This window comes from Rhizobium acaciae (assembly GCF_025941625.1).
Classification (GTDB): domain Bacteria; phylum Pseudomonadota; class Alphaproteobacteria; order Rhizobiales; family Rhizobiaceae; genus Rhizobium; species Rhizobium acaciae.
Genome location: NZ_JAPCZO010000003.1, coordinates 175,082 through 194,351, shown reverse-complemented (window position 1 = coordinate 194,351; position 19,270 = coordinate 175,082). Strand labels below are relative to the sequence as shown.

Below are 19,270 nucleotides of genomic sequence, written 5' to 3'. Positions count from 1 at the left end.
ACCGGCCAGAAATCTCAATCCGCATTTGAATCAAGGAAGTAGGGCATGATATCGCCCGAAACCCCACACACTTTTCGGCATGATGCTCTACAACAGGCAGAACCGTGACCTAGATAGTAGTGGGAGTGGACGCTGGCCTGCCCTGCGTGCAAGATGCCGGCAGATGCGGAACTGCCCATGACGAAGAAAACTGATCGGACCCGTAAAATCCGTTGGCTCGTGCTCGCCTTGGCGGCGGCGTCGCTATGCCTTGGCGTGCCTGCGCCGGTGCATGTCGCCGAAGCCCAGGAGCAGCGCTATCAGCGCCGGTCGATCTTCGATTTCTTCCTTGGCCGGCGCTATCTCGACGACGGCCCGCAGGCCCCTGACGTTCAGCAGCCGAGACGCCAGCAGCGCAAACGCCCGCCGGCGCAGAAAGCCATTGTCAATACCCGCACCGCACCGCCGGTCCGCGCTCCCGTACAGGAGGAGGAGCCGGCCGTACAAAAGCTCGGCGACGCCCGAAAGATCCTGATCGTCGGCGATTTCCTGGCCAGCGGCCTCGGCGACGGCCTCACCGCCGCCTTCGAGACCTCGCCGGGTGTCGTCGTCGAAGCCCGCGGCAACGTCTCATCGGGTCTTGTCCGCGACGACTATTACGACTGGCCGGAACAGCTGCCGAAGATGATCGACGAGCTGAAGCCGGCAATGGTCGTCGTCATGATCGGCGCTAACGACCGCCAGCAGATGGTGACCGACACCGCCAAGGAAAAATTCCGAACCGATGGCTGGTTCACCGAATACCGTCACCGCGTGCTTTCCTTCGGCAAGGAGGTCACCGACCGCAAGATCCCCCTGTTATGGGTCGGTCTTCCCGCCTTCGAATCCGATTCGATGACGGCCGATGCCGTCCAGATGAACCAGCTCTACCGCAACCAGGTCGAAAGCATCGGCGGTGAATTCGTCGATATCTGGGATGGTTTCGTCGACGAAAACGGCAACTTCATCGTCACCGGTTCGGATGTGAACGGCCAGCAGGTGCGCCTGCGCACCTCCGATGGCATCAACCTGACCCAGGCCGGCCGGCGCAAGCTCGCCTTCTATGTGGAAAAACCGGCGCGGCGTCTTCTCGGCACGCAGGCAAGCCCCGATCTGGTCCGCCTCGACTCCAGCAATCTGCCCGGCCTCGGCCTTCCCACCAATCCGGTCGAACATACCGTGCCGATCAGCCTCTCCGATCCCAATCTCGACGGCGGCGCCGAGCTTCTCGGCGCCAGGCCGCCGCCTGTGGCTTTGACGCGGTCGCCGCGCGACCTGCTGGTCGAGCAGGGCGAAATGACGCCAGCACCTCCCGGCCGCGTCGATGACTACCGCCTGCCTGTGGCAAAGGCGCCGGCCGAAGTCTCGGTCAAGTGAAAAGGCCGCGCGAGGTGGCCGGCTCCTTCTGAGCCCGCGTCCGGCGGAAAATCTCGCTTCCCGGCATTGCCTGGGGCTTTGCGGCGCACGGCCTCCGCGTCAAGCGGTCGCACTACAGCGCGGCGCACCATGAAAAAACTCCGCCGGAGGGGCGGAGTTCGTGTGTTCGGAAAGGTGTGCGGCTGACGCTCAGTTCGGCAGGACGGTCGAGCCCATCAGTTCCTCGTCGATGGCGCGCGCCGCCTGGCGGCCTTCACGGATCGCCCAGACCACCAGCGATTGGCCGCGGCGCACGTCGCCCGCCGTCCAGAACTTGTCGACCGAAGTCTTGTAGTTGCGGTCGTTGGCGACGACGTTGGTCGAGCCGCGCTTGTCGGTGTTGAGCGTCAGCTTGCCCTCGAGTTCCTTCAGCACGCTGCCGGTGAACGGCCCGCGGAAACCGATGGCGATGAAGGCGAGATCGGCCCGGATGACGAATTCCGTGCCTGGAACCGGCCGACGGCGCTCGTCGACCTCACAGCACTTGACGCCGGTCAGCACGCCGTCTTCGCCGACGAATTCAAGAGTGGCCACCTGGAATTCACGCACGGCGCCCTCGGCCTGCGAGGAAGAGGTGCGCATCTTCGTCGCCCAGAAAGGCCAGACGGCAAGCTTGTCTTCCTTCTCCGGCGGCTGCGGCCGGATGTCGAGCTGGGTGACCTTGACGGCGCCCTGGCGGAACGCCGTGCCGACGCAGTCAGAAGCCGTATCGCCACCGCCGACGACGACGATATGCTTGGCGCCGGCAAGGATCGGGTCCGACGGCCAGCCGACGCTATCGATGTTCTCGCGCCCGACGCGGCGGTTCTGCTGCACCAGATAGGGCATCGCATCATGCACGCCCGCAAGGTCGGTGCCCGGAATGCCCGCCTCGCGCGGCGTCTCGGAGCCGCCGCAGTAAAGCACGGCGTCGTGATCGATGAGCAGTTGCTCGACCTTGACGTCGACGCCGACATTGACGCCGCAATGGAAGGTGACGCCCTCGCCCTTCATCTGCTCGACGCGGCGGTCGATGAAGTTCTTCTCCATCTTGAAATCGGGGATGCCGTAACGCAGCAGTCCGCCCGGCTTGGTCTCGCGCTCGTAGAGATGCACCTCGTGGCCGGCGCGGCCGAGCTGCTGGGCGGCCGCCATGCCGGCAGGGCCGGAGCCGATGACGGCGACCTTCTTGCCGGTATGGACCGTGGCCGGCTGCGGCCGGATGAAGCCGAGCTCATAGGCCTTGTCGGCGATCGCCTGTTCGACCGTCTTGATGGCGACCGGCGCATCCTCGAGGTTCAACGTGCAGGCTTCCTCGCAGGGCGCCGGGCAGACGCGACCGGTGAACTCGGGGAAGTTGTTGGTCGAATGCAGGTTCTGGATCGCCGCTTCCCAGTTGTTGTTGTAGACGAGGTCGTTCCAATCGGGGATCTGGTTGTGAACAGGGCAGCCGGTCGGGCCGTGGCAATAGGGGATGCCACAGTCCATGCAGCGCGCGGCCTGCTTCTGCACTTCCGGGTCCGACATCGGGATCGTGAACTCGCGGAAATGGCGGATACGATCCGACGCCGGCTGGTACTTCGCCACCTGCCGGTCGATTTCCAGAAACCCTGTTACCTTACCCATATTTTCGTCCCTTACCCTCATGACCGCCTCACCGCAGCCAATCTGTCTATCGTCAGTCCCGGTACCCGGGGCAAGTTGCTTGTCTTGACCGTCATTGGACCATATCCCCTGAAAGACATCCGGGCGATCTGGACAGCTTTCGCCGTCGGCGTGATCGTCACGGGTCATCGAGATATTTTCGTCACCCGTCACCTGCAGTCAGCAGATGACGGATGTCCGGTGCAATTCATTCCGCGGCGATGCCCATCCGGCTGCGCTCCATTTCCTCGAGCGCACGACGGTATTCGACCGGCATGACCTTGCGGAATTTCGGGCGGTAGTCGGCCCAGTTGTCGAGGATCTCAGTGGCGCGGGCCGAGCCCGTATAATGCAGATGGTTGGAGATCAGCTGGTAAAGGCGCTCCTCGTCATGGCGCGTCATGTCGCCGGAGACGTCGACGCGTCCCTTGTGCATGAGATCCCCGCCGTGATGATGCAGCTTCTCCAGCATGTCGTCCTCCTCGGGCACCGGCTCGAGCTCGACCATCGCCATGTTGCAGCGGCTGGCGAAATCGCCGGTTTCATCGAGCACGTAGGCGACACCACCGGACATGCCGGCCGCGAAGTTGCGGCCGGTGGCGCCGAGCACGACGACGACGCCGCCGGTCATGTATTCGCAGCCATGGTCGCCGACACCCTCGACGATGGCGATCGCGCCCGAATTGCGCACGGCGAAACGTTCGCCCGCCACACCACGGAAGTAGCATTCGCCCTCGGTCGCACCATAAAGCACGGTGTTGCCGACGATGATCGAGTCCTCGGCCACGATCCTCGAATTCTCCGGCGGCCTGATGATGATCTTGCCACCCGAAAGGCCCTTGCCGACATAGTCGTTGCCGTCGCCGATCAGGTTGAAGGTGACGCCGCGCGCCAGGAAGGCGCCGAAGCTCTGCCCCGCCGTGCCGCGAAGCGTCACGTTGATCGTGTCTTCCTTCAGCCCGCGGTGGCGGAAGCGCTTGGCGACCTCGCCGGAAAGCATCGCTCCCACCGAACGGTCGACGTTCTTGATGCCGACCTCGAAGGCAACAGGCGTCTTGGCGGTCAGTGCCGGCTGCGCCTGCTCGATCAGCACGCGGTCGAGAATGTCGTCGATCGGGTGCTTCTGTCGGCTCGTCCAGAAGGTCTCTTCCTTGGGAGCGTCGACCTTGTGGAAGATGCGGCTGAAGTCGAGGCCCTTCGCCTTCCAGTGGTTCAGCATCTCGTCCTTCTCCAGCAGCTCCGAGGCGCCGATGATCTGGTCAAGCCGGGTGAAGCCCAGCGAGGCGAGGATTTCGCGCACTTCGTTGGCGACGAAGAAGAAGTAGTTGATGACGTGCTCCGGCGCGCCCTTGAAGCGCTTGCGCAGCACCGGATCCTGGGTCGCCACGCCCACCGGACAGGTGTTGAGATGGCACTTGCGCATCATGATGCAGCCGGCGGCAATCAGCGGCGCGGTGGCAAAGCCGAACTCGTCGGCTCCCAGCAGCGCCCCGATGATGACGTCGCGGCCGGTCTTCAGGCCGCCGTCCACCTGCAGGGCGACGCGCGAACGCAAGCCGTTCAGCACCAGCGTCTGCTGGGTCTCGGCAAGGCCGATTTCCCAGGGGCTGCCGGCATGTTTGAGCGAGGTCAGCGGCGACGCACCGGTGCCGCCGTCGAAGCCGGCGACCGTGATATGGTCGGCGCGCGCCTTGGCGACGCCGGCAGCGACCGTGCCGACGCCGACTTCCGAGACCAGCTTGACCGAAACATCGGCAGTCGGGTTGACGTTCTTCAGATCGTAGATCAGCTGTGCCAGATCTTCGATCGAATAGATATCGTGGTGCGGCGGCGGCGAAATCAGGCCGACGCCCGGTGTCGAGTGGCGGGTCTTGGCAACCGTCGCGTCAACCTTGTGACCCGGCAGCTGGCCGCCTTCGCCAGGCTTGGCGCCTTGCGCCACCTTGATCTGCAGCACGTCGGCATTGACGAGATATTCGGTGGTGACGCCGAAGCGGCCCGAGGCGATCTGCTTGATCGCCGAACGTTCCGGGTTCATCGAACCATTGGCCAGCGGTATATAGCGGTCGGATTCTTCGCCGCCCTCGCCGGTGTTCGACTTGCCGCCGATTCGGTTCATGGCGATTGCCAGCGTCGTATGCGCCTCCCTGGAAATCGAGCCGAAGGACATCGCCCCCGTCGAGAAACGCTTGACGATATCGGCCGCCGGCTCGACCTCGTCGATCGATACCGGCTTGCGGCCGAGCGCCTCCGCGCTCTTCATCTTGAACAGACCGCGGATCGTGTTCATACGCAGCGCCGAATTGTTGACCATATCGGCGAATTCGCGGTAGCGGTCCTCGGCATTGCCGCGCACGGCATGCTGGAGGGCCGCAACCGCATCCGGCGTCCAGGCATGGCTTTCGCCGCGCATGCGGTAGGCATATTCGCCACCGATGTCGAGCGTCGTGGCAAGAAGCGGATCGGTGCCGAAGGCCGCGTTATGACGGGCGACGGTTTCCGCGGCGATCGCCTCTAAGCCGACGCCTTCGATCATCGTCGCGGTGCCGAAGAAATACTTGTCGATCAGTTCCGACTGCAGGCCGATCGCATCGAAGATCTGCGCGCCGCAATAGGACTGGTAGGTCGAAATGCCCATCTTCGACATGACCTTGAGGATGCCTTTGCCGACCGCCTTGATGTAGCGGTAGACGATTTCGGAAGCATCCACTTCCTTCGGGAATTCGCCCTTGGCATGCATGTCGAGCAGCGTGTCGAAGGCGAGATAGGGGTTGATCGCCTCGGCGCCGTAGCCGGCGAGCAGGCAGAAATGATGGACTTCGCGCGGTTCTCCGGTCTCGACGACGAGACCGACCGAGGTGCGCAGCCCCTTGCGGATCAGATGGTGATGCACGGCAGCTGTGGCAAGCAAAGCAGGAATCGCGATCCGGTCCGGCCCGATCTGGCGGTCGGAGAGCACGATGATGTTGTAGCCGCCCTTGACGGCCGCTTCCGCGCGCTCGCAGAGCCGGTCGAGCATTTCGGGCATGCCTTCGGCACCACGCTCGATATCATAGGTGAAATCGAGCGTCTTGGTGTCGAAACGGTCCTCCGTATGACCGATCGAGCGGATCTTTTCGAGATCGCCATTGGTCAGGATCGGCTGACGCACCTCGAGCCGCTTGGCGTTCGCCGCCCCCTCATGGTCGAGAATGTTCGGCCGCGGCCCGATGAAGGAAACCAGGCTCATGACCAGTTCCTCTCGGATCGGGTCGATCGGCGGGTTGGTCACTTGCGCGAAGTTCTGCTTGAAATAGGTGTAGAGCAGCTTCGGCTTTTCCGACATCGCCGAGATCGGCGTATCCGTGCCCATCGAGCCGATCGCCTCCTGGCCGGTCGTCGCCATCGGCGACATCAGGATGCGTGTATCCTCGAGCGTGTAGCCGAAGGCCTGCTGGCGGTCGAGCAGCGACACGTCGCGGCGCAGAGCCCGCGGCTCCACCGGTTTCAGGTCCTCGAGGATGAGCTGGGTGCGGTTGAGCCAGCTGCGATAGGGATGCGCCGTCGCCAGCTGCGACTTCACCTCATCGTCGGAGATGATGCGGCCTTCTTCCATATCGATCAGCAGCATCTTGCCCGGCTGCAGGCGCCACTTCTGGATGATCTTCTCCTCCGGAACCGGCAGCACACCGGCTTCGGACGCCATGATGACGCGGTCGTCATCGGTAACCAGGTAGCGCGCCGGCCGCAGGCCGTTGCGGTCGAGCGTCGCGCCAATCTGCTTGCCGTCGGTGAAGGCGACGGCAGCCGGCCCGTCCCAGGGCTCCATCAGCGCCGCATGATATTCGTAGAACGCCTTGCGTTCGGCGGCCATCGACTGGTTGCCGGCCCAGGCTTCCGGGATCAGCATCATCACGGCATGCGCCAGCGAATAACCGCCGCGCACCAGGAATTCGAGCGCATTGTCGAAGCAGGCCGTGTCCGACTGCCCCTCGTAAGAGATCGGCCAGAGCTTGGAGATGTCCTCGCCGAATAGCGGCGAGGAGACCGACGCCTGGCGGGCCGCCATCCAGTTGACGTTGCCGCGCAGCGTGTTGATCTCGCCGTTATGAGCGACCATACGGTAGGGATGCGCGAGCTTCCATGACGGGAAGGTGTTGGTCGAGAAGCGCTGGTGCACCAGGGCGACCGCGCTTTCGAAACGCGGATCCGACAGATCCTTGTAATAGACACCGACCTGATAGGCCAGGAACATACCCTTGTAGACCACCGTCGCCGACGACAGCGACACCGGATAGAAATTGCTCTCCTCGCCGTCGAACTCGTCATAGATGCGGTTGGAGATTACCTTGCGCAGCGTGAACAGCCGGCGCTCGAACTCGTCGTTGTTTTCGGCATCCTCGCCGGCGCCGATGAAGACCTGCACATGATGCGGCTCGGTTGCGGCAATGGCCGGCGCCTTGGAGAGCGAGGAATTGTCGACCGGCACGTCGCGGAAGCCGATGAAGACCTGACCTTCCTCGGTGATGACGTCCTTGATCACCTTCTTGAAGTGCTCGATCTGCTTTTCATCACGCGGCATGAAGATATGGCCAACACCATATTCGCCGACCGGCGGCAGGGTGATGCCCTGCTCGGCCATCTCCTCGCGGAAGAAACGGTCAGGGATCTGCACCAGGATGCCGGCGCCGTCACCCATCAGCGGATCGGCGCCGACGGCGCCGCGATGCGTCAGGTTTTCGAGGATGAACAGGCCATCCTTGACGATCTGGTGCGACTTCTGGCCCTTCATATGCGCGACAAAGCCGACGCCGCAGGCATCATGTTCGTTGCGCGGATCGTAGAGGCCCTGTTTCTTCGGCAGGCCGGAGGCGAATTTGGACATATTGGCCGTCGCGCGCAGCTCTGCAGCAGCAAACCGGTCAACTTCCATGGATGGCGTCTTCGTCATCATCTTTCCTCCTGTCGAAGCCCGCGGGGCCGCGGGCGGCTTTTCGTCCCGCGCCGCAACCCGAAGATAGGTTCGGCGCATGACAGCGCTGTTGCATTGTGAAGATCGGCCGCAGACATCTGCTTTTGAAGGAAAGCAAACCGTCGCGTTCCGCGCCTGCCATTCGCCTCCGCGCGCCGCCCCTTGAGGCTTGACGCTCGGAAGAACTATAGCGTGAAAGCCGGTCTGTTCCAGGGCTTTCGGCGCCTCTTCGGTTATAAAGGCCAAAATAGGACAGCAACACTGTCCTAATTCATCAGTTCTATGCCAGAAAGCACTCGGCTCTGCAAGAGCGCTGCGTCAAAAAACGTCAATTTGCGACGGAAGATTGCCTGGGCAGCTGTGCTGACGAAAGAAAATTACGTTGAGCCGTATTATTTTGTTTATTGATTGCGTAGTTCAATTTCCGTGATGTGTCGCGGGCGACAACCTTGATCCTGCGAAGCTTTGGCGTAATGTCCGCTGCGGACTTTGCCAACCCCTTCCTTTCTCACGGTTTCCCCCATGTTCTTTGCTTCCGATAACTGGGCCGGCGCCCACAAATCCATTGCCGAACGCCTGCTGACGGAATCGACCGGCTTTGCCGCCGCCTATGGCGCCGGCGATCTCGACAGGAAGGTCGAGGCCCGTTTTTCCGAGATCTTCGAGCGTGAGGTTTCGATCTTCTTCGTCGCCACCGGCACGGCCGCCAACTCGCTGTCGCTGGCAAGCGTCCAGCGGCCCGGCGGCATCACCTTCTGCCATTCGGAGGCCCATGTGATCGAGGATGAATGCGGCGCGCCTGAATTTTTTTCCGGCGCCGCCCGTCTCGTTGCCATTGACGGCGAAGCCGGCAAGATCGACCCGGCGAAGCTTTCGGCGAAGATCGCAAGCTTTCCCGAGGACGCCGTCCATCACGGCCGCGCCAGAGCGGTGACCATCACCCAGGCGACAGAGATCGGCACCGTCTATTCCTTGCCGGAGATCGGCGAGATCGCCGCCATATCAAGGAAGCGCAATCTGCCGCTCCACATGGACGGCGCCCGCTTCGCCAACGCGCTCGTCGCACTCGGCGCCACCCCGGCCGAAATGACCTGGAAGCGCGGCGTCGACATGCTGTCCTTCGGCGGCACCAAGAACGGCTGCTGGTGCGCCGAAGCGATCGTCTTCTTCAATCCGGATCAGGCCCGGGAAATGCCCTTCATCCGCAAGCGCGCCGCCCAGCTCTTCTCCAAGTCGCGTTTCATCGCCGCCCAGTTCGATGCCTATTTCGAAGACGGCCTCTGGCTCGATCTCGCCCGCCATTCGAACGGCATGGCCGACCTGCTGCGCGCCGGTATCGGCACCAGCAACTCGGCTCGCCTGGCCTGGCCGACGGCGTCCAATGAAGTCTTTGCCGTCGTCGGCAAAAGCGCCGCAAAAATTGCGGAGGAAAAGGGCGCGAAATTTTACGCATGGCCGGTCCCGGCGGCAACGCCCGAACTCGTTTCCGAAAGCGAAACCCTGATCCGCCTCGTCACCAGCTTCGCGACCACCGAAGCGGATGTCGATGGCTTCTTGAAGTGCCTGGCCGCCTGATCGCCTGCTGGAAAGGCTTGCCGACCCGGCAGGCCTTTCGGTGACGGGCAAGGACTCACGCCGACCTCAGTCCCCTCACCTTTTGCAGAATATCCTCCGACAGCGCCGAGACCAGCGCCTGATCCGCTCCCTTACGCGGCACCAGCACGAATTCCACGTCCTCCAGCACCGGAAGTTTTCCGACCGCAATCTCCTTCAGGCCGGACGGCGCCATGCTGCGCGGCTGCACCAGCACGCCCATCCCGGCCCGCGCCGCCGCCGTCAGCCCGCTCAGGCTGCCGCAGGTGCAGACGATCCGCCACGGCACCCCGTTTCGTCCGAGTGCTTCGAGCGCGATCACCCGTGTGACGCTCGGCGGCGGAAAGGCGATCAGCGGCAAAGGGCCGGAAGCAAGCACACGCTCGGGATCGCGCGCCAGCCAGACGAGCGGCTCGCGATAGACGAGTTTTCCGCGCGCATCGCCGAGCCGGCGCTTGGCGAGCACCAGATCGATCTCACCATTGTCCTGCATCTCGTAAAGGACGCCGGACAGCGCCACTGTCAGTTCGAGGTCGACCGAAGGGTGCGAACGAACGAAATCCTCGAGCACCGCCGGCAGCTGGCTGGTGACGAAATCCTCCGACACACCGAGCCGCAGACTGCCGCGCAGGCTGTTGTTCTTAAACAACGACTGTACCTGCCCCTCGATCGAAAGCATGGCGCGCGCATGTGACAACAGCGCCTCGCCATCGCCGGTCAGCATCACCTTATGCGTGTCGCGCGCCAGCAGCCTGCGCCCGAGCGCTGTCTCCAGCCGCTGAATGTGCTGGCTGACTGTCGACTGCCCGAGGCCCAGCCTTTCTGCAGCGAGCGTGAAACTGCCCATCTGTTCGACAGCGACGAAACTGCGCAATTGCGAAAGGTCCAGCATGATCCAGCTTTTCGATAACTGTTATTCCTTGCATCCTGGATCATAATGCACGACAGAACAATGACTGTTTTATCAAGCCGCGAGACCGCCATGCGCCGCTTTCTGCCCGATACATTCACCATCCTGCTCGTCTGCACCGTCATCCTTGCCTCATTGCTGCCGGCGCGCGGCACATTTGCGGATTATTTCGGCATCGCCACCGATCTCGCCATCGCGCTGCTGTTTTTCCTGCATGGCGCCCGCCTGTCGCGCGACGTCGTCATATCAGGCCTGCTGCACTGGCGCCTGCATATCGTCATCCTCCTGACGACCTTCGGCATCTTCCCGCTGCTCGGCATGGCACTCGGGCTGATCCCCGACACGATCCTGCCGCAGCCGCTTTATCTCGGCATCCTCTTCCTCTGCGTGCTGCCGTCGACGGTGCAGTCGTCGATCGCCTTCACCTCGATGGCCGGCGGCAACGTACCGGCCGCCATCTGCTCAGCCTCGGCGTCCAACATCTTCGGCATGTTCCTGACGCCACTGCTCGTCGGCCTGCTGTTTTCCGTCGGCGGCCATGGCGGCTTCTCTTTCGACGCACTAGAGCAGATCCTGCTGCAGCTGCTTGCCCCCTTCATCATCGGCCAGGTTCTGCAGCCCTGGATCGGCGACTGGATCCGCGCCAAGAAGAAAATCCTGATGCCTGTCGACCGCGGCTCGATCCTGATGGTCGTCTATCTCGCTTTCAGCACGGCGGTGGTCGAGGGCCTGTGGCACACCTTCTCGATCGCCGATATCGCCGTCGTCATCGTCGCCGATATGGTTCTGCTGGCAATTGTCCTGGTGCTGACGATGTTCGGCAGCCGGTGGCTGGGCTTCAACAAGGCCGACGAGATCACCATCACCTTCTGCGGCTCGAAGAAGAGCCTCGCAAGCGGCGTGCCGATGGCGAACGTCATCTTCGCCGGCCAGTCGATCGGCGCGATCGTGCTGCCGCTGATGCTGTTCCACCAGATCCAGCTGATGGTCTGCGCCGTCATTGCCCAGAAATACGCCGCCGCCGCGGCCCGACGCGCAACGGAAAAAGACATGAGAGAGGCCGGCAGCCCGGCCTGAGCAACAATAAAAACGGCGCCCCGATGGAGCGCCGTTCGTTTTATCCGCTAAGGATGTAATTAGCCGTTGATGATCTGCGCTTCGATGGCCTTCGGAGCCTCGACCGGTTCTGCGGCAATCGTAATCTTGCGGGGCTTCATGGCCTCGGGAATATTGCGCAGAAGGTCGATGTGCAGCAGGCCGTTCTTCAGCGAAGCGGCGGTCACCTCGACATGGTCGGCAAGCTGGAAGCGGCGCTCGAAGGCGCGCTTGGCAATGCCGCGGTAGAGGAATTCGCCGCTTTCGGCAGGTTCCTCGCTCTTTTCACCCTTCACGGACAGCACATGAGCATGGGCTTCGATCGAAAGTTCAGTCTCGTCGAAACCAGCAACCGCCATGGTGATGCGATAGGTGTTTTCACCGGTACGCTCGATATTATAGGGCGGATAGGTCTGCGCCTGCTCCGGCTGAGCAAGGCTGTCGAGCATGGTGAAGAGCCGGTCGAAACCGACGGTCGAACGATAGAGGGGAGAGAAGTCTACGTGACGCATGATGTCCTCCTGTGGAAGCGACGTGTTGCGATGAAATGCCCCTGAGACCCCATATTTGGCGGCCTTGGGACGGTTGCGCAGGCCCTGTTCGGCACCCGCAGAAAGGAGATGGTGATGGGATTCGAGGAGTTCAAGACCTTTCTGGAATCGCCTTGATCGGCCCGTGAACCCCGCATGAACGGTCGGTTCGGAACGCGTTCAGGCGCATTCGCCTAGAAATTTCGGCGTCGGGTGAATCTGGTCCCGATGGCTGAAGTGCATCGTCCCTTCTTCTTCAGTCTCAACTTCGGCCGGCCGCGAGCACCCTCATGCTCCCGCCGGCCCTTTTCCCCCACCGCTTTCCAAGCCGGATGCCATGCGCTATCCCTGATGCGAAGCAGTCAGCAGCGGCGCATTGGCAAAGTCATGGATCAGGTTCTCTATTCGACGCCCGATAATCCCGCCCCGGAAAACCGCACGGAGGGGTTCTTCGAAACCCATGACGGCCACCAGCTGCGTTACGCCGTCTTCCGCTCGAGTGGCCAGATTGCCAAGGGCACCGTCGTCATCCTGCACGGCCGAAACGAATATATCGAGAAATATTTCGAAACCATCCGCGACCTCACGGCCAAAGGCCTCTGGGTCGCGACCTTCGATATGCGTGGCCAGGGCGGTTCGCCGCGGCTCCTGAAGAGCCGCAACCACGGCCACATCCGCCGCTTCGTCGATTACGAGCGTGATCTCGATACCTTCCTGGAAAAGGTAGTGCTGCCGGATACCCGCCTGCCCTTCTATCTGCTGGCGCATTCCACCGGCGGCCTGATCGCACTGTCGGCCGCCCCCTATCTCACCACCCGTATCGATCGCATGGTGCTGTCGGCGCCCTTCATCGGCCTGACCGGCCAGTCGGCCTCGCCCCGCGTCATCCGCGCTCTCGCCGGCACGCTGAACGCCGTCGGCCTCGGCTTCCTGCCGCTGACCTCGAAACTGAAGGAGCCGGATTTCCGCGACAATCCGCTGACCTCGGACGAACACCGCTTCGAGCGCAATGTCGCGATGATGAAGGCCTATCCGGAATTGACACTCGGGCCACCCACAGCCCGCTGGCTGACCGAGGCCTTTCGCACGATGGACCGGGTTACCTCGCCCTACCATCTCTTCTCGATCACCATCCCGACCGTCATCATTGCCCCGACGCGTGACGGTGTCGTGCCCTACACGGCGCAGGAGCGGCTCTCGCGTTATTTCCGCGCCGGTCAGCTGGTGCCGATCAACGGCGCCCGCCACGAGATCTTCCAGGAACGGGATATCTACCGCGCCGCCGCCCTCGCCGCCTTCCATGCCTTCATTCCCGGCAGCGATGCCGAAGAAAACCAGGACGTCGCCGCCCTCGGCACGTGAGCCGGATCGGCTTTGCCGACCGGGGGATCAGCGCTGCTGACCCTGGGATCAGCGCTGCAGGATGGCGATTGCCTGTTCGTAGACTGCCCGGCTGCCGGCAGCGATGATCGAGCCGCCGTTTTCCGGCCGTCCGCCGTCCCAGGTGGTGATGATGCCGCCCGCCCCCTCGATGACGGGAATGATGCCGCCGACGTCATAGGGCTTCAGGCTGTTTTCGACGACGAGATCGATATGGCCGGCGGCAAGCAGCGCATAGGCATAGCAGTCGCAGCCGTAGCGGAAGAGCCGCACCTGACTCTCGATCTCGCGGTATTTCTCCATCTCCTCGCCAGCAAAGAGATGCGGCGACGTGGTGAACAGGATGGCGTTCGAAAACGCATCGCACTGGCGCGTTGCCAGACGCCGCTCGCCCTCCGGCCCGGTATAGATCGAGCCGTTCTGGTCGGCAAAATAACGCTCGCCGGTAAAGGGTTGCTCGATCATGCCCATGATCGCCCTGCCGTCTTTCTGCAGGCCGATCAGCGTTCCCCACACCGGCACACCCGATATGAAAGCGCGCGTGCCGTCGATCGGATCGATCACCCAGACATATTCGCGGTCGAGCCCGACATCGCCATGTTCCTCGCCGAGAATGCCGTGGCCGGGGAAATTCTCCTCGATCAGCGCCCGGATGGCGAGTTCGGCGGCCCGGTCGCCCTCCGTCACCGGATCGAAACCGGAGGAAAGCTTGTTCGTGACATCGAGGCCGGAGCGGAAGCGCGGCAGCGTCTCGGCTCGGGCGGCCTCCGCCAGGCGGTTGAAGAACGAACGGTCAGGAAACATGATGGATCCGTTTGGCTGGCGGGAATGGCGCTTTCATAGCGAAAAGCAACGGAAATGCAAACGCAGCAGGCAATTTGGCTCTAACGCATGTCGCGCAAAAGTGTGCTGCGGTTTTGCGATAACGACATGCGTAAACGCCAATTGCCCAAAGATATCGCAGCGCAATATATTGCTTGACATTTGTGCAATGCAATAGTAGCGTCTTCATACAGTCTTCTGACTGTAAATACCCTCCTTGGGTGTTTCCTCCCTAGACTTAGCCGCGCTCACAAGCGCGGTTTTTTTTGGCCGGGAAGACGAAGGCCGGACGTCAGCGAGATCGAAAAGAGATCTATTCGGCGGCCAGCGCCCGATCTCCGGCAAATTTCTCGACATATTCCGCCATCTGCTGCATGAAGTCCGTGACGGCATCAGCCACTGCAGCGAAATCCTCGCGTTTCTCCAGCGTCAGCTCATCGACGTAGATCGCCCGGTTAACCTCGATCTGCAGCGCATGCAGGCCGCGCGAAGGGCGGCCGTAATGTTCGGTGATGAAGCCGCCGGCATAGGGTTTGTTGCGGATCGCAGCAAAACCCATTTCCTCGAGAATGGCGATGGCCGCGCGCGAAAGCTCGGCCGAAGCGCTGGTTCCGTAGCGATCACCGATGATGAAATCAGGTCGCGCAGTGCTGCCGGCAACGCGTACATTGCCGGGCATCGAGTGGCAGTCGATCAGCACGCCGAAGCCGAACTGCACATGTGTTCGCGCAATCAGCCGGCGCAGCGCCGCATGATAAGGCTTATAGACCGCTTCGACACGGTCGAGCCCCTCCTGCACCGGCAGGCGCCGCGCATAGATCTCCATATTCTCGGCGACGATGCGCGGAATGGTGCCGAGCCCGCCGGCGACCCTGAGCGAATTGACATTGGCATAGGGCGGCAGCAACCCGTCGAACATCCGCGGATCGAGCTCGTAAGGCTCGCGATTGACGTCGAGATAAGCGCGCGGGAAGTTGGCTGCCAGCAGCGGCGCGCCGAGTGCGACGGCCGAGCCGAAGAGCTCGTCGACATAGTGATCCTCGGAACGGCGGATGGCGATGCCCTCGAGCCTGGACTGGGCGATAAATTCCGGTGGATAAATGCGGCCGCTATGGGGGGAGTTGTAGACGAAGGGAATGGTCTGCGACACGGGCTCATGGACCTCAAAAAGCTCGTATTCGCGTATTTCCGGCACTTTCGGCCCTCTTTACCATGTCATGAACTGACTGCTTGGCCCATGTTGCCAGTTGCCCGGCCGCAAGTCCATACTATGTAGAAGGGACGGCGGTCACGCACAGGCAATTCACCGGTTGTTTACCGGGTAAAGACTAGTGTAAACGGCTGGCAGCCCACCAAAAACCTATGGATCGCGGTCTGGATTGATGACTCAGAAGATACTTCTCGCCGAAGACGACAACGACATGCGCCGCTTCCTGGTGAAGGCGCTCGAAAAGGCCGGCTATAAGGTCCTTTCCTATGACAATGGCGCCAGCGCCTATGACCGGCTGCGCGAGGAACCGTTTTCCCTGCTGCTGACCGATATCGTCATGCCGGAGATGGACGGCATCGAGCTGGCGCGCCGCGCCACCGAGCTCGACCCCGACCTGAAGGTAATGTTCATCACCGGTTTTGCCGCGGTGGCGCTGAACCCTGATTCGAAGGCGCCGAAGGATGCCAAGGTCCTTTCCAAGCCTTTTCACCTGCGCGATCTCGTCGACGAGGTTAACAAGATGCTTGCCGCGTAAGGCTTGCCGGGCGGCGCGTCACAAAACTGAAAAAGCCTATTGACGGCTCCGAAGGTTTTGTGATCTATGCGCCGCCATCGGATGGGCGTGTAGCTCAGCGGGAGAGCACTACGTTGACATCGTAGGGGTCACAGGTTCAATCCCTGTCACGCCCACCATCCGATCTCCCTGACATCGTTGGTAAACCCCGCCTTGGGGAATATCTGTTCCCAGAGCCTGGCACGCGCTCCAGATCCGGCACCTTGCGGAGCGAGGGCTAGCACGTGATTGGTCCGCGACCATGATCCGGGCAGGATTTTGATGGCGGTGGGATAGCCCCACACGTGGGAAATAGGGGCGCATGACGCAAAGGACGCGGACACGGAAAGCGATATCCATAATCCTCGGCGCCCTGGTTGGGGCTGGCCTCCTCGGTTTCGGTTATATGCAGTTTCATGTCGTCCAACCCATTAGCATCAAGTTTTGGCTGATTCCGATCACCGTATTCGCGGCCGGGGCAGCAATCCTCTGGGACGACTCCAAAAGTTCCTAACGTCCTATTCGACACCCGTTCGACGCCGGGTAAGACCAAAATAAGTCACAGAATCGCGCCATTGCCTAACTATCCAGCGCATGGCCGATTCGCCGTCGCAGACAGATGGGGTTGAGATAGAGAATGAGACTTTTCGTACCGGCAGCCGCCGCCCTTTTTTCCGCCGCCTTCGCTGTGCCGGCCTCTGCCGCGCCGGCCGCACCCGCTGAGACATTTCCCGGTGCGCCTGGCGTCATCACGCTTTCCGGCAAATGCGCCAAGCTTGTTGTCGCCAAATTCGACGCCACCAAGGGCTGCAAGAACGAGCTTGCCAGCGTCACGCTGGCCAATGGCGTGGTGACCTTCATCTTCACCTCGGATGGCAAGGCGCTCGGCTTCCAGGGCGACGGCAGCGGCATCAAGCCTGCCTCCAACGGCAATGCCCGCCTGCCGCTCAGCCTCGTCACCACGGGCGTCGGCAACAAGATGACCGGAGAGGTCAAGGTCGCCGGCTTCTGCACCTTCGGCAATCCCTATGCCGGCAAGCCGATCGCGATCGAATGCACCGCCGAAAGCAAGGACTCCTCCTTCACCGGCAGCTTCCGCACCGGCGGCAAGCTGGTGAAGAAGGGTAAGTAGCCGCTCTCAGGCGCACCAGGCGCTGCCGGCGGCCCCTGGCTTGCGTGCCAGGCCCTCATTGATCAGCTGCGCGCCGAAAGAGCGGCCGTCGCGCGAGACGACGCGCGGCGCGCCGGAGGGCTCGGCCTTACCCGCCGCATTCATGGTGAAGGGTCCGGCGTTCAGAAGCGCCAGCAGCCGTGACTTGGCGGCAAAGGCCACCCGGCGCTCGCCGTCACAGCGCGCTTGGTCGACCACCGGGCTTGCCATGTCGGCAATCACGATCTTCTCGCCCTTGTACCAGAAGACGCCACCGTCACCGACGCAATTGATATGGGCGCCCTGCCCGCAATAGCCGAAGGCGACTGTCCCGGTTTGCGAAACGGCAGCGGAAGCCGGCGGCTGCACTGCCTTTATCGGCTGGATCATCGGCGTCGGGATCGCGGCCGGCGGCAGCGGCTGCGGCTGCGGCACTGGGACTTTCGGCGTGGGTGCGGCAAGCGCCACCTGCTTCGGCGGCGCGTCCTTCCTGACTGCAGGCCTCGGCTCCGCCGTGTCCCGTGTGATCGGCGTCGATTGCCTTGCAAGCATCGGCTGGATGCTCTTCCAATGGTCGTGGGCGACGATGCCGCCGATCGCAGCAATGCCGATCACCGCCCAGGGCAGCAATCCGCCACCGCTGCTGCGCGCCTTGGTCTTTCCTCTCGCCGGCGCCTTGCGGCGGCCGCGTGTCGCTGTCTTGGCCATCTGTCCGATTCCCGTGAGGCCGGGATTATCGCTGCCCAATCCTTTCCGAAAGGTTGGCGCGGCGACAGGATGATGCCTGGTTCGCCAAACTTTCCCCCCAATGACATGAACACGCCGGCGCGCACCGGGAAGGCCAACGACACCGCCGAAACGCAAGCGGGGAAAAAGCTGAACAAATTCCGCGCTCAGACGTTAGCCAGCGAAAAACTCCATCTTTCTGGGGGAAAAATCCATGGATCTTATTATCGCCGACCTAATACCGGAGTCGCGTATCCACTATCCCGTCATTTTCGCCCGCCTTTTCGGCGCCATCGTCTTCGGCGGGTTGATCGGTTTCGAGCGTGAGGCCCGCGACCGCCCGGCAGGCTTCCGCACCCATATTCTGATCAGTCTTGCCGCTGCCCTCTTCGCCATCATCTCGATCGAGGCAGTGCACATGCCGGGTTTCACCGACGAGCAGGTGCGCATCGATCCGCTGCGCGTCATAGAAGCCGTCACCGCCGGCGTCGCCTTTCTTGCCGCCGGCATGATCGTCTTTGCAAGAGGTCGGGTGCACGGGCTGACGACGGGCGCCGGCATGTGGCTCTCCGGCGCGATCGGGCTCGCCATGGGCTTCGGCTATTGGCCGATCGCTTTCTTCACGACGATCGTCGCCATCTGCGTACTCTTCGCCTTCGGTAAACTCGAACAACGGTTTGGCTTTAATTCCGGACAGCGTGTCGATCGCGATGAACACAAATAGAAAAATAGAGCGCCCGGCATCATGCCGGGCGCTTGTGTCAGCGTGATTGTCTGTTGGTCATTCGGAGCGTGTTGCCGAAGGCTCGCTTTTCCCAACCGATGCCGTGCCGCCGACGGAGGAGAGCGGCTTCTGGCGTTTGCCGATATCGATACGCTCGTCCGCCGCCTCGCGTATGGCCTGCCATTCATTTTCGTGCCGGATGAAGATCTCGCGGGGCACAAAGTTGATCGTCATATGTTTCTCACCCTGTTTCAAACCTACCGTCAGCGCCGGAGGCTTCCGGAATACCCGTTATTTCTTGGTCTCTGCATTCCCTGACGTTTTAACGTCGGGGCCCTTGATGTCGGGGCCACCCTTGGAAAGATCGGCGCCGGTAACATGGGCCGGCACGTGAATGTCGTGGTAGACGCCGGGCGTCAGTGTCAGGTCGACATGATGCGGCGGCAGCACCTGCGCCTTCTGCATGCGGTTCGGCTTCGCCCGCTTCATGCGGTCGGACGCCTCCGTGCGTTTATCGGGGAGATGGGTCGAAGTGTGCATCATCGGCCTCCTTTTTTAAGCTCAACCAA

Annotated in this window: 17 protein-coding genes and 1 tRNA gene; 9 read left to right on the top strand and 9 right to left on the bottom strand. The window is 62.2% G+C overall.

Translation table 11 applies throughout. The features are described 5' to 3' along the window. Positions 1-153 precede the first annotated feature (153 nt). Positions 154-1,395, top strand: a complete 1,242-nt coding sequence (locus OLZ32_RS06680; protein WP_264420268.1) for an SGNH/GDSL hydrolase family protein — start codon at positions 154-156, stop codon at positions 1,393-1,395. A gap of 189 nt (positions 1,396-1,584) precedes the next feature. On the opposite strand, the gene OLZ32_RS06675 is transcribed toward OLZ32_RS06680, so the two are convergent. Continuing rightward, positions 1,585-3,039: a glutamate synthase subunit beta gene (locus OLZ32_RS06675; RefSeq protein WP_026160007.1), complete on the bottom strand. Its 1,455-nt coding sequence runs from the start codon at positions 3,037-3,039 to the stop codon at positions 1,585-1,587. 226 nt (positions 3,040-3,265) lie between these two features. Then, positions 3,266-7,990: a glutamate synthase large subunit gene (gene gltB / locus OLZ32_RS06670; protein WP_264420266.1), complete on the bottom strand. Its 4,725-nt coding sequence runs from the start codon at positions 7,988-7,990 to the stop codon at positions 3,266-3,268. 540 nt (positions 7,991-8,530) lie between these two features. Here gltB and OLZ32_RS06665 point away from each other — a divergent pair. Beyond that, positions 8,531-9,583: a threonine aldolase family protein gene (locus OLZ32_RS06665; RefSeq protein ID WP_264420263.1), complete on the top strand. Its 1,053-nt coding sequence runs from the start codon at positions 8,531-8,533 to the stop codon at positions 9,581-9,583. A 55-nt stretch (positions 9,584-9,638) separates the two neighbouring features. Here the strand turns inward: OLZ32_RS06665 and OLZ32_RS06660 are convergent, their stop codons facing one another. Then, a complete protein-coding gene (locus tag OLZ32_RS06660; RefSeq protein ID WP_003542876.1) occupies positions 9,639-10,493 on the bottom strand; it encodes a LysR substrate-binding domain-containing protein in 855 nt (284 codons plus the stop codon). A gap of 45 nt (positions 10,494-10,538) precedes the next feature. Here OLZ32_RS06660 and OLZ32_RS06655 point away from each other — a divergent pair, with 45 nt between their 5' ends. Next, positions 10,539-11,588 carry a bile acid:sodium symporter family protein gene (locus OLZ32_RS06655; RefSeq protein ID WP_264420261.1) on the top strand — a complete coding sequence of 350 codons (1,050 nt, stop codon included), beginning with the start codon at positions 10,539-10,541 and terminating at the stop codon, positions 11,586-11,588. A 59-nt stretch (positions 11,589-11,647) separates the two neighbouring features. Here the strand turns inward: OLZ32_RS06655 and OLZ32_RS06650 are convergent, their stop codons facing one another. Then, positions 11,648-12,118 carry an Hsp20 family protein gene (locus OLZ32_RS06650; protein WP_011653499.1) on the bottom strand — a complete coding sequence of 157 codons (471 nt, stop codon included), beginning with the start codon at positions 12,116-12,118 and terminating at the stop codon, positions 11,648-11,650. A gap of 405 nt (positions 12,119-12,523) precedes the next feature. On the opposite strand from OLZ32_RS06650, the gene OLZ32_RS06645 reads away from it, so the two are divergent. Continuing rightward, positions 12,524-13,498, top strand: a complete 975-nt coding sequence (locus tag OLZ32_RS06645; protein WP_264420260.1) for an alpha/beta fold hydrolase — start codon at positions 12,524-12,526, stop codon at positions 13,496-13,498. 48 nt (positions 13,499-13,546) lie between these two features. On the opposite strand, the gene hisN is transcribed toward OLZ32_RS06645, so the two are convergent. Together hisN and OLZ32_RS06635 are read right to left on the bottom strand one after the other, a co-directional pair. Continuing rightward, a complete protein-coding gene (gene hisN, locus OLZ32_RS06640) occupies positions 13,547-14,320 on the bottom strand; it encodes a histidinol-phosphatase (RefSeq protein ID WP_264420257.1) in 774 nt (257 codons plus the stop codon). A 331-nt stretch (positions 14,321-14,651) separates the two neighbouring features. Further along, on the bottom strand, positions 14,652-15,533 hold the full coding sequence (locus tag OLZ32_RS06635; RefSeq protein WP_003542882.1) for an N-formylglutamate amidohydrolase: 882 nt from the start codon (positions 15,531-15,533) through the stop codon (positions 14,652-14,654). A gap of 187 nt (positions 15,534-15,720) precedes the next feature. Between OLZ32_RS06635 and cpdR1 the strand changes: the two genes are divergently transcribed. The 4 genes from cpdR1 to OLZ32_RS06620 all read left to right on the top strand — a co-directional run bounded on the left by cpdR1 (position 15,721) and on the right by OLZ32_RS06620 (position 17,233). Then, complete coding sequence (cpdR1, locus tag OLZ32_RS06630; protein ID WP_003542883.1) at positions 15,721-16,083, top strand: response regulator CpdR1; 363 nt, start codon at positions 15,721-15,723, stop codon at positions 16,081-16,083. Positions 16,084-16,166: 83 nt separating this feature from the next. Then, positions 16,167-16,241 (top strand) — tRNA-Val (locus OLZ32_RS06625). Between the two features lie 182 nt (positions 16,242-16,423). Further along, positions 16,424-16,615 (top strand): hypothetical protein, encoded by a 192-nt coding sequence (locus OLZ32_RS39205; RefSeq protein ID WP_319641102.1) that lies wholly within the window; start codon positions 16,424-16,426, stop codon positions 16,613-16,615. Positions 16,616-16,738: 123 nt separating this feature from the next. After that, entirely contained in the window at positions 16,739-17,233 is a 495-nt protein-coding gene (locus tag OLZ32_RS06620; RefSeq protein ID WP_264420255.1) for a hypothetical protein, read from the top strand. Positions 17,234-17,239: 6 nt separating this feature from the next. Here the strand turns inward: OLZ32_RS06620 and OLZ32_RS06615 are convergent, their stop codons facing one another. Further along, positions 17,240-17,959 carry a hypothetical protein gene (locus OLZ32_RS06615; protein WP_264420253.1) on the bottom strand — a complete coding sequence of 240 codons (720 nt, stop codon included), beginning with the start codon at positions 17,957-17,959 and terminating at the stop codon, positions 17,240-17,242. A gap of 232 nt (positions 17,960-18,191) precedes the next feature. Between OLZ32_RS06615 and OLZ32_RS06610 the strand changes: the two genes are divergently transcribed. Continuing rightward, entirely contained in the window at positions 18,192-18,701 is a 510-nt protein-coding gene (locus OLZ32_RS06610) for an MgtC/SapB family protein (RefSeq protein WP_003542886.1), read from the top strand. A 57-nt stretch (positions 18,702-18,758) separates the two neighbouring features. On the opposite strand, the gene OLZ32_RS06605 is transcribed toward OLZ32_RS06610, so the two are convergent. Both OLZ32_RS06605 and OLZ32_RS06600 read right to left on the bottom strand, forming a co-directional pair. Next, positions 18,759-18,935 (bottom strand): hypothetical protein, encoded by a 177-nt coding sequence (locus OLZ32_RS06605; protein ID WP_017989423.1) that lies wholly within the window; start codon positions 18,933-18,935, stop codon positions 18,759-18,761. A gap of 57 nt (positions 18,936-18,992) precedes the next feature. Further along, positions 18,993-19,244 (bottom strand): hypothetical protein, encoded by a 252-nt coding sequence (locus tag OLZ32_RS06600; RefSeq protein WP_017989424.1) that lies wholly within the window; start codon positions 19,242-19,244, stop codon positions 18,993-18,995. Positions 19,245-19,270: the final 26 nt, after the last annotated feature.

Bases quoted from the DNA above. Each gene is read 5' to 3' on its own strand.
- OLZ32_RS06665 (WP_264420263.1), top strand. From the start codon at position 8,531: ATGTTCTTTGCTTCCGATAACTGGGCCGGCGCCCACAAATCCATTGCC.
- OLZ32_RS06680 (WP_264420268.1), top strand. From the start codon at position 154: ATGCCGGCAGATGCGGAACTGCCCATGACGAAGAAAACTGATCGGACC.
- hisN (WP_264420257.1), bottom strand. From the start codon at position 14,320: ATGTTTCCTGACCGTTCGTTCTTCAACCGCCTGGCGGAGGCCGCCCGA.
- OLZ32_RS06675 (WP_026160007.1), bottom strand. From the start codon at position 3,039: ATGGGTAAGGTAACAGGGTTTCTGGAAATCGACCGGCAGGTGGCGAAG.
- OLZ32_RS06600 (WP_017989424.1), bottom strand. From the start codon at position 19,244: ATGATGCACACTTCGACCCATCTCCCCGATAAACGCACGGAGGCGTCC.
- OLZ32_RS06605 (WP_017989423.1), bottom strand. From the start codon at position 18,935: ATGACGATCAACTTTGTGCCCCGCGAGATCTTCATCCGGCACGAAAAT.
- OLZ32_RS06610 (WP_003542886.1), top strand. From the start codon at position 18,192: ATGGATCTTATTATCGCCGACCTAATACCGGAGTCGCGTATCCACTAT.
- OLZ32_RS06645 (WP_264420260.1), top strand. From the start codon at position 12,524: ATGGATCAGGTTCTCTATTCGACGCCCGATAATCCCGCCCCGGAAAAC.
- OLZ32_RS06660 (WP_003542876.1), bottom strand. From the start codon at position 10,493: ATGCTGGACCTTTCGCAATTGCGCAGTTTCGTCGCTGTCGAACAGATG.
- OLZ32_RS06650 (WP_011653499.1), bottom strand. From the start codon at position 12,118: ATGCGTCACGTAGACTTCTCTCCCCTCTATCGTTCGACCGTCGGTTTC.
- gltB (WP_264420266.1), bottom strand. From the start codon at position 7,990: ATGATGACGAAGACGCCATCCATGGAAGTTGACCGGTTTGCTGCTGCA.
- OLZ32_RS06620 (WP_264420255.1), top strand. From the start codon at position 16,739: ATGAGACTTTTCGTACCGGCAGCCGCCGCCCTTTTTTCCGCCGCCTTC.
- OLZ32_RS06655 (WP_264420261.1), top strand. From the start codon at position 10,539: ATGCACGACAGAACAATGACTGTTTTATCAAGCCGCGAGACCGCCATG.
- cpdR1 (WP_003542883.1), top strand. From the start codon at position 15,721: ATGACTCAGAAGATACTTCTCGCCGAAGACGACAACGACATGCGCCGC.
- OLZ32_RS39205 (WP_319641102.1), top strand. From the start codon at position 16,424: ATGACGCAAAGGACGCGGACACGGAAAGCGATATCCATAATCCTCGGC.
- OLZ32_RS06615 (WP_264420253.1), bottom strand. From the start codon at position 17,959: ATGGCCAAGACAGCGACACGCGGCCGCCGCAAGGCGCCGGCGAGAGGA.